The sequence below is a fragment of the Candidatus Woesearchaeota archaeon genome (assembly GCA_018303425.1).
GTDB lineage: Archaea > Nanobdellota > Nanobdellia > Woesearchaeales > JAGVYF01 > JAGVYF01.
In genome coordinates, this window is the sequence record JAGVYF010000004.1 from 34,603 (window position 1) to 42,600 (window position 7,998).

Annotated in this window: 11 protein-coding genes and 1 tRNA gene; 11 read left to right on the forward strand and 1 reads right to left on the reverse strand. The window is 31.9% G+C overall.

Going from position 1 to position 7,998, the window contains the following annotated elements; genetic code table 11:
- Positions 1 to 64 precede the first annotated feature (64 nt).
- Complete coding sequence (locus tag J4418_01340; GenBank protein ID MBS3112710.1) at positions 65 to 1,549, reverse strand: hypothetical protein; 1,485 nt, start codon at positions 1,547 to 1,549, stop codon at positions 65 to 67.
- Positions 1,550 to 1,626: 77 nt separating this feature from the next.
- Here J4418_01340 and radB point away from each other — a divergent pair, with 77 nt between their 5' ends.
- From radB to rpsG, 11 genes are all read left to right on the forward strand, one after another.
- Positions 1,627 to 2,346: a DNA repair and recombination protein RadB gene (gene radB, locus J4418_01345; protein ID MBS3112711.1), complete on the forward strand. Its 720-nt coding sequence runs from the start codon at positions 1,627 to 1,629 to the stop codon at positions 2,344 to 2,346.
- Between the two features lie 98 nt (positions 2,347 to 2,444).
- Entirely contained in the window at positions 2,445 to 2,933 is a 489-nt protein-coding gene (locus tag J4418_01350) for a 30S ribosomal protein S13 (GenBank protein ID MBS3112712.1), read from the forward strand.
- A gap of 66 nt (positions 2,934 to 2,999) precedes the next feature.
- The gene (locus J4418_01355) at positions 3,000 to 3,620 is read left to right on the forward strand and encodes a 30S ribosomal protein S4 (GenBank protein MBS3112713.1); all 621 of its coding nucleotides are present in this window, start codon (positions 3,000 to 3,002) and stop codon (positions 3,618 to 3,620) included.
- Between the two features lie 35 nt (positions 3,621 to 3,655).
- Positions 3,656 to 4,087 (forward strand): 30S ribosomal protein S11, encoded by a 432-nt coding sequence (locus J4418_01360; GenBank protein MBS3112714.1) that lies wholly within the window; start codon positions 3,656 to 3,658, stop codon positions 4,085 to 4,087.
- Positions 4,084 to 4,872: a DNA-directed RNA polymerase subunit D gene (locus tag J4418_01365; GenBank protein ID MBS3112715.1), complete on the forward strand. Its 789-nt coding sequence runs from the start codon at positions 4,084 to 4,086 to the stop codon at positions 4,870 to 4,872. Before J4418_01360 ends, J4418_01365 begins: the two co-directional genes overlap by 4 nt.
- Before the next feature lie 56 nt (positions 4,873 to 4,928).
- Positions 4,929 to 5,058, forward strand: a tRNA-Leu gene (locus tag J4418_01370).
- 31 nt (positions 5,059 to 5,089) lie between these two features.
- Positions 5,090 to 5,443: a 50S ribosomal protein L18e gene (locus J4418_01375; protein ID MBS3112716.1), complete on the forward strand. Its 354-nt coding sequence runs from the start codon at positions 5,090 to 5,092 to the stop codon at positions 5,441 to 5,443.
- 45 nt (positions 5,444 to 5,488) lie between these two features.
- On the forward strand, positions 5,489 to 5,908 hold the full coding sequence (gene rplM, locus J4418_01380; protein MBS3112717.1) for a 50S ribosomal protein L13: 420 nt from the start codon (positions 5,489 to 5,491) through the stop codon (positions 5,906 to 5,908).
- Entirely contained in the window at positions 5,902 to 6,297 is a 396-nt protein-coding gene (locus J4418_01385) for a 30S ribosomal protein S9 (protein MBS3112718.1), read from the forward strand. The genes rplM and J4418_01385 overlap by 7 nt, the downstream gene beginning before the upstream one ends.
- 32 nt (positions 6,298 to 6,329) lie before the next feature.
- Positions 6,330 to 6,749 (forward strand): 30S ribosomal protein S12, encoded by a 420-nt coding sequence (locus J4418_01390; protein ID MBS3112719.1) that lies wholly within the window; start codon positions 6,330 to 6,332, stop codon positions 6,747 to 6,749.
- Positions 6,750 to 6,801: 52 nt separating this feature from the next.
- Positions 6,802 to 7,404 (forward strand): 30S ribosomal protein S7, encoded by a 603-nt coding sequence (gene rpsG / locus J4418_01395; protein ID MBS3112720.1) that lies wholly within the window; start codon positions 6,802 to 6,804, stop codon positions 7,402 to 7,404.
- The last annotated feature ends 594 nt before the right edge of the window (positions 7,405 to 7,998 follow it).

Here is a 7,998-nt window from a genome sequence, read left to right on the forward strand (position 1 = left end):
AGATATAAATGTAAATAAGGAAAATAAAAAATACTTATAATTATGTTTTTCTAGTTTTAGGAACTTATGCAACTTTTTCCACCTTACAAATTAATTCAAAAGTTAAATAATCTTCTTCACTATTAACAAGCTTAAAACATTGGTCCTCGGTATATTTAGGCATGGTCTCTTTATTCAATAATATATAATTAATTTTATATTTATTTAAAATCTTTACTGCCTGTACTGTTGAAGGGGTATACAATATTTGGCTGTAATCCCCATACCTTATGGAACCATCCGTTATTAAAATAAAATTATTATCAATCATGTTTTTCCGTTCTGCAAGTTCTGTAATTAAATATCCATTTTGGATATCGGTAAAAATTACGCTGTCTACGGGAGTATTGCCTTTTATCCAATTTAGCGAATAAATTAAATCAGGGTTAACTGACTGGTCTATAATTTTGTTTTGGGCTTCGATAGTATCATTGACAGATGTAAATATAAATATTACGCAGAGGATAATTATAATTAAAAATTCTAATGAGTCAAACTTGGTTTCTCGGATTTTGGAAATGAATCTATTCAAACTTTCACCCATCAAGATTATTAATGAAAGCGCAATTAATGATAACCCGGCGTTAGGGTTTACCAATTTTAACCATGTCGTTAAAAACACCGCAATCGTGAAACCAATTATTATATTTATGCTTGATTTGTTTACTTTAAAAGTAAATTTATATATAGTATAAATGCCAAATATTAACGGCAATAATCCAATCGCCCCGATATAAGACATAATATCGATATTTGAAAAATATTGGTTAAGCAGCGCCAATGGAATATTTTGCCATACTATGGTAGCGCCGTTCATTATCAATGCAGGTTTATACTGGACAAATAACGCTAACAACATAAAAAAACTTGCAAAAGTTACAGTCTCAAGTTCACTTTTATTAATTATAAAACCATCAAGTTTCATTAACATAAAATAAAAAATCAAGCCAATTAAACATAATAACGTAATTGGACTAATAAAAGGAATCATGATAGATAATATTATAAAATAGTTAAATCTTTTTTTATCTTTGATATCGATGAAAATGTAAATATAGATAAACATTACTAAAAAAGCAAGCGAATTAATAGACCCTGTAATTAAAGTTGTATAAGTCAAAACAGGGACAAAACCTGAAACGATTGCGCAAATAAAACTTGAGACCTCGTTTTGAGTTATCTTTTTAACAATTAAATAAATTATTATTGAAATTAACGATACAAATAGATTCGGCAATAATATTAATGCAGGTGAGAGCCCTAAAAAGTAGCTAAATAAAGCCAGTATATAATAATAAATTGGGCTTACAATATCCGCCCTGCCTGAAAAGCTTAATTCATCCCATAACAGGGGGAAACCTGTTTTGAGTATATTATTTACTTGTTTCGTTTCATAATAAGCCCCATAACTCAAATTATCTGCATTAAATGCAAAATATAATTTAACTCCTAATATGAATAGGAATAAAGTTAATAATAAGATTTTTTCATATTTTTGGATTATAATCATAAAATATTATCCTTTAATTAAGAAGTATATTTATAGATTACGAAATAATTATATAAAGAGTGTGGATCTGAAATCAGATGGAAAAATTAACATCTGGCTCTGAGGCTATTGACAACCTGTTAAATGGAGGCTATGACAAAACAATTATAACTGTAATTTATGGTCCATCTAGTTCAGGTAAAACATGTTTATGCTTGTTAGCTGCTATTGAGACAGTAAAAAATAATAAAAAAGTAATATTTGTTGACACAGAAGGCGGTTTTTCCGTAGAAAGGGCGCAACAGCTTTATTCTGATTTTCCTTATAAACTTGACAATTTTATATTTTTCAAGCCAACCTCATTCCAGCAACAAAAAATTGCTCTTCAAAGTATTTCATTATTGCTTTCTCAAAACATAGGATTAATAATAATAGATTCAATTGCGATGTTTTATAGGCTAGAGATAGGCTTAGCACAAGATTATTCTGAAATTAATCGTGAACTAACACAACAACTTATAAGCTTATTAAAAATTGCAAGAGAAAAAGAAATACCTATTTTAATTACTAATCAAGTATATGCTGATTTTGAGAATAGGAATGAGGTAAAAATGGTTGGCGGGGATTTAATTAAGTATACCAGTAAATGCATTATTGAACTAAAAAAATTTAGTCATTTTCGTAAGGCGATTATTAAAAAACACCTGGCAATTGAAGAAGGTAAGAATATTGATTTTATTATTAAATCAGATAAAATCGATTTCAAAGATTATAGTGTTTTATCAGAAAATGATGACCTAAAACCGAAGATTTTATAAAGGGCCTATTTATTCTTTGTATAAAGCCCGAGTTAACGCGCATAGGGTCTACGGAAAACTATACTTAACCGTATTCGCGTCTTCTTGGTGTTTTATAGATGATAAAAATGGCAGAATCAACAAATTTCAAATATATTATACGTATAGTAAATACGGATCTCGAGGGCAGTAAAGATATAGCTACATCATTAAGGAAAATTAAGGGGGTTAGTTTTATGTTTGCTAATTTAATCTGTAACTTAACTTCAATTGATAAATCTAAAAAAACTGGAGAATTAACTGATAAAGAAATTGAACAATTAAATTCAGTGTTAAAAGAACCTTTAAAGTATAAAGTTCCAAGATGGATGTTAAATCGTAGAAAAGATCCTGAAGAAGCTCAAGATATCCACTTAATTTCTACAGATGTAAAATTTGTTCAAGAAAATGATATTAAACAACTTAAAAAAATTAAATGTTATAAAGGCATCAGACATATACAAAATTTGCCTGTAAGAGGTCAAAGCACTAAAGCCCATTTTAGAAAAAGGGGAAATAGAGCATTAGGTGTTAAAAAGGCTAAAGGAAGTAAAAAATCAAGTAAATAAATTATAATGAAATATGGGACAATGAAAATTAAAAATTTTTCAGGTCCTAATTTATGAGGAATCAACATGGGAGATCCAAAAAAAAATAGAAAAAAATACCAAACTCCGACTACCGCATGGAGTAAAAGCAGGATTGAAGAGGAAGCTGTATTAGTTAAAGAGTTTGGATTTAAAAATAAAAAAGAAATTTGGAAAGTTGAATCCCTTTTAAGAAAGTTTACCAGAACGGCAAGACATTTAATTTCTGCGGAAGGTAAACAAGCAGAGATTGAAACAGGGCATTTGTTAAATAAATTAGTTATTTTAGGCTTAATTGAACCAAATTCACAACTGGATAAAGTGCTTGATATTAACCTGAACAGTTTAGCTTCAAGAAGATTACAGTCAATTTTATGTAAAAGGAATCTTGCCAGAACAGTTAAACAAGCAAGACAATTTGTAACTCACCGCCATGTAATGGTCGGTAACAAAGTAATTACATCTCCTTCATATCTTGTTTCAAAACAAGAAGAAGAATTAATTAAATTTGTAGATAATTCAACTTTAGCAAAACCGGATCATCCGGAAAGAGTGGATAAATCTATTAAAGCTGAACTTCAAAAAATTGTCAAAACTGGAGTTAAGTCTGAAAAATCATTTACAAAAGAAATTGACAAAACAACTGAAAAAGTCGAGGTTTCAGAATAATGGATGAAGATTCAAGAAAACCAAGGACGGAAAAAATGAACAGAGGCAATGTGGGTCAAAGACCAATATCAAAAAGAACAGAAGATAATTGGGGTATTGCGCATATTTATTCATCATATAATGATACAATTATCCATATAACAGATATAACTGGATCAGAGAGTATCGCTAGATCGTCTGGCGGCCAAGTTGTAAAAGCCCACCGTATGGAATCTTCACCAACTGCAGCAATGATGGCTGCTAAAAAAGCCGCAGAAATCGCTAAAGAAAAAGGTGTAAATGCATTACATGTAAAAATTAAAGCTCCAGGAGGACATAATGGCCCAAATAATCCTGGTCCTGGCGCACAGGCAGCTGTCCGGGCATTGTCAAGAATGGGACTAAAAATAGGCATTATTGAAGATGTTACTCCCTTACCCCATGATGGATGCAGAAAAAAAGGAGGAAGGAGGGGCAGGAGAGTATGAATATTAAAATTATTTCAAAGGATAAAGAAAAATTTTCATTTATCTTGTCAGGGGTTAAACCTAGTTTTGCAAATGCAATTAGGAGATCGATGATTGACGAAGTGCCAACAATGGCAATTGAAAATATTGAAATTAGAAAAAACAATTCAGCATTATATGATGAAGTTTTGGCGCATAGGCTTGGCTTAGTTGTATTAAATACAGACTTAAAATCCTACAATCTTCCGGAAAAATGCAAATGCAATGGTGAAGGATGCGCAAGATGTCAGGTGGAAATAGTATTGAAAGTTAAAGGTCCAAGAATTGTTTATGCTTCGGATCTTAAACCAAAAGACCCAAAAATAACGCCTGCTCAACCTGAATCAGTAATTGCTAAAATTTTGAAAGGTCAAGACATTGAACTTATTGCAACCGCAGTATTAGGAAAAGGAAGAGACCACGCCAAATGGGCCCCATGTTTGGCAATTTATAAAAACGAACCAGTAATTAACATAGGAAACGTTAGTAATGTTGAGGAAGTTGCAGCAAAGTGCCCTCTTAATTTATTTGAAATAAAATCAGGAAAATTAAAACTCATTAAAGATTATGAACTAGCATGCCATTTATGTGAAGCCTGTCAAGATGAAAGCAACGGAAAAATAAAAGTTTCATATAAAGAAGACACATTTATATTTACAGTTGAACCTTGGGGTCAGCTTGATGTTAAGGATATATTAAAAAGAGCAGTAGATGAGCTTGACGAAAAATCCGAAGAATTCGTTAAGTTGGTAAAAGCGCTAAAGTAGGCATAATCACAATTAAATTTGTAGAGGGCTGTGTTCCGTATCCCTTAACAGTGTTTGCGGGGGTGCCGGAGTGGTCAAACGGACTAGGTTGAGGCAGTGAAAATTAAATGTTTTCAGGGTTTAAATCCCAAACTTCAAATGCCTAGTAGCTTAGTGCTTGCGCGAGTTCGAACCTCGTCTCCCGCATATTAAAATAAAAAATAATTAAAATAAAAAAATGACATCAACAAATGAACACCTTATCTCCTTAATTAAGGAGTTAAAAACAAAATCATTAACTGAAAAAGTCAAGCTTTGGAAAAGGCTTGCAGAGGATTTAAGTAGAAGCACTAGAAGCAGAAGAATAGTTAATTTGATTAAAATTGTAGAATACGCTAAACCGGGTGAAACTGTTGTTGTTCCTGGAAAGGTATTAGGTTTAGGTGAAGTTACACAAAAAGTTGATGTGGCCGCTTATCAATTTTCAATATCAGCTGTTGAAAAGATTAAACTGGCTGGGGGCAATACCCTCTCTTTATGGGAACTTATGGAAAAAAACCCAAAGGCAAATAAAGTGAGGATTATTGGTTAAGGGATAAAAATTAAAAATAACTTTAAAAATTCAGAGACATTTAAAATGATTATCGACGGAAAAAATCAAATACTTGGAAGATTAGCATCTTTTGCAGCAAAGCAAGCATTATTAGGCAAAAAAGTTAATGTAATTAATTGTGAAGATGTTATAATCTCCGGCAGAAAAAACATAGTATTTGAAAAATATAAGAAAATTGACGATATGGGTATTCAACCGCGTAAAGGTCCATTTCAACCTAAAATGCCGGATAGATTCGTAAGAAAGGTTATTAAAAGAATGCTGCCTATTGATAGGACAAGGGGACTGGATGCATTCCACAATGTCATGTGTTATATTGGTACGCCTGACGAATTTAAAAATATGGAAATTACAAATGTTAATGCTAATGCATCAAAATTATCAACTTTAAACATGGTGAGAGTTGGAGAAATTTGCAAAGAATTAGGCGGGAAAAAATGGTAAAAATAATTCAAACATCCGGAAGAAGAAAAACTGCAATTGCAAGAGCAACATTACAAGCAGGAACAGGAGTTGTAAGATTTAATAATCAAGTTATTGATTTCATAGAACCTAAATTATTAAGATTAAAGCTTCAGGAACCATTATTTTTTGCAAAAAAAGTGGCCGACAAATTAAATATATCAATAAAAACCCATGGTGGGGGATATTTAGGTCAGATTGAAGCTGCCCGTCTTGCAATGGCAAGAGGTCTTGTTGTATATGACAAAAAATTAGAAAAAACTTTTTTAGATTATGATAGGCATTTATTAGTTGCTGATATAAGAAGAAAAGAACAGCGTAAACCTAACGATTCAAAAGCAAGAGCAAAAAGACAAAAATCGTACAGGTAGATTTATAATTCAAAGAGGATTCACAATACAAAATGGCAAAAAAATCTCGTGGATTAAACGCAGGAATCAAGCTTAAAGAGAGAAGAAAAGTTTCAAAAAAACCTAGAAGGTCAGCATTAAAGAAAAAGACCGATCCATTACAAGGAGCTTCCCAGGCAAAAGGCATTGTGCTTGAAAAGGTACAAAGAGAAGCTAAACAACCAAACTCTGCAATGAGGCGTTGCGCAAGAGTCCAGCTTGTCAAGAATGGCATACAGATTACTGCATTTATTCCGGGCATGGGCGCATCTAAACTTGTAGATGAACACGATGAAGTTATCGTTGAATGCATTGGCGGAAAAATGGGTCGTTCAAAAGGAGATATCCCTGGTGTCAGGTGGCAAGTTATTAAAGTAAACGACCAATCACTTAGAGGATTATTAAGCGGCAAGTTAGAAAAAGCGAGGAAATAAAAATAATTATCGGTTTTTAATATTCAAGATTTTAAACAAATAAGGTTGAAAAATGACAGAAATATTAGCATTTAACAGATGGTCAACAAATGGAATTATAGTAAAAGATCCAGGATTAGCCAGATATATTAATTTAGATCCAAAGATTGTGCCAAAAACAAATGCTAGATGGATTGGTAGACAATTCCATAAATCTAAAACATTTATTGTTGAAAGATTAATCAATAGAATTAGAGTAACCGGACATAAGTCTAAGCAGCATCATTTTAAAACTTCGGGACATATGGCTACGCAGGGCATCAATGCATATAACATTATTGAAAAAGTATTTTTAAGAATAGAAAAACAAACTAAAGAAAATCCAATAAAAGTTTTCGTTAAAGCTATTGAAAATGCAGCCCCAAGAGAGGAAATTGTTACAATTGAATATGGGGGAGCGCGTTACCCTAAAGCCGTTGATTCTTCACCTCAGAGAAGAATTGACTTAGTATTAAAATTAATCTCACAAGGTTCATATCATAAATCTTTTAATTCTAAAAAGTCAATTGTTGATACTTTATCAGAAGAAATTGTGAACGCTTATAATTCAAGCCCTAATTCCGCAGTCATTGCTAAGAAAAACGAACTTGAAAGACAAGCAGACAGTTCAAGGTAAACAAATCTTTTTGTATTGAATTGTCATTTGTTTTTATAAAATCGTAGGCAGAATATCTCCCCCTATTTGTGAAATGAATGCCGTGCCTCTATTAAATGTACTTTAATAGACAACTTCAAACTTATCTTTGGTTTATGAAACTATAGCATATTAGCCAAAAAATTGATTAATCATCCATCGGACATATACACTCCCTACGGTCGAATTTATCAGTAATCCAAAAATTCTAAAATTTTCCTTCGGAACGTTGCACTAAATTTTAGGTCTTCCTTTTGATCAGACGAATATAACGGGGCCGATGTTATATTCCATTTTTTCCTCGCTAAATTTTAGTTAAAATATTGTCTCGGCTTCGCCTCGTGATTGATTGGAACTTAACAAAAGTTTAACAGTTTCATTTCATTACATCAAAATTTTTTATTATAACAGAAACGAGTCTGGGATGAATGATTCGCACATATTGTTTCTACTCTGTAAAGAAGTTTCATTAGTGAGGATTAGCCAAACTCTCCATTTATATAATCTTTAGTCAGTTTATTTTTTGGACTATCAAACATTTCTGCTGTTCCTGAATATTCAATTACTTTTCCATTT

Coding starts and splice junctions, on each gene's coding strand:
- J4418_01340 (MBS3112710.1), bottom strand. CDS start 1,549: ATGATTATAATCCAAAAATATGAAAAAATCTTATTATTAACTTTATTC.
- radB (MBS3112711.1), top strand. CDS start 1,627: ATGGAAAAATTAACATCTGGCTCTGAGGCTATTGACAACCTGTTAAAT.
- J4418_01350 (MBS3112712.1), top strand. CDS start 2,445: ATGATAAAAATGGCAGAATCAACAAATTTCAAATATATTATACGTATA.
- J4418_01355 (MBS3112713.1), top strand. CDS start 3,000: ATGGGAGATCCAAAAAAAAATAGAAAAAAATACCAAACTCCGACTACC.
- J4418_01360 (MBS3112714.1), top strand. CDS start 3,656: ATGAACAGAGGCAATGTGGGTCAAAGACCAATATCAAAAAGAACAGAA.
- J4418_01365 (MBS3112715.1), top strand. CDS start 4,084: ATGAATATTAAAATTATTTCAAAGGATAAAGAAAAATTTTCATTTATC.
- J4418_01375 (MBS3112716.1), top strand. CDS start 5,090: ATGACATCAACAAATGAACACCTTATCTCCTTAATTAAGGAGTTAAAA.
- rplM (MBS3112717.1), top strand. CDS start 5,489: ATGATTATCGACGGAAAAAATCAAATACTTGGAAGATTAGCATCTTTT.
- J4418_01385 (MBS3112718.1), top strand. CDS start 5,902: ATGGTAAAAATAATTCAAACATCCGGAAGAAGAAAAACTGCAATTGCA.
- J4418_01390 (MBS3112719.1), top strand. CDS start 6,330: ATGGCAAAAAAATCTCGTGGATTAAACGCAGGAATCAAGCTTAAAGAG.
- rpsG (MBS3112720.1), top strand. CDS start 6,802: ATGACAGAAATATTAGCATTTAACAGATGGTCAACAAATGGAATTATA.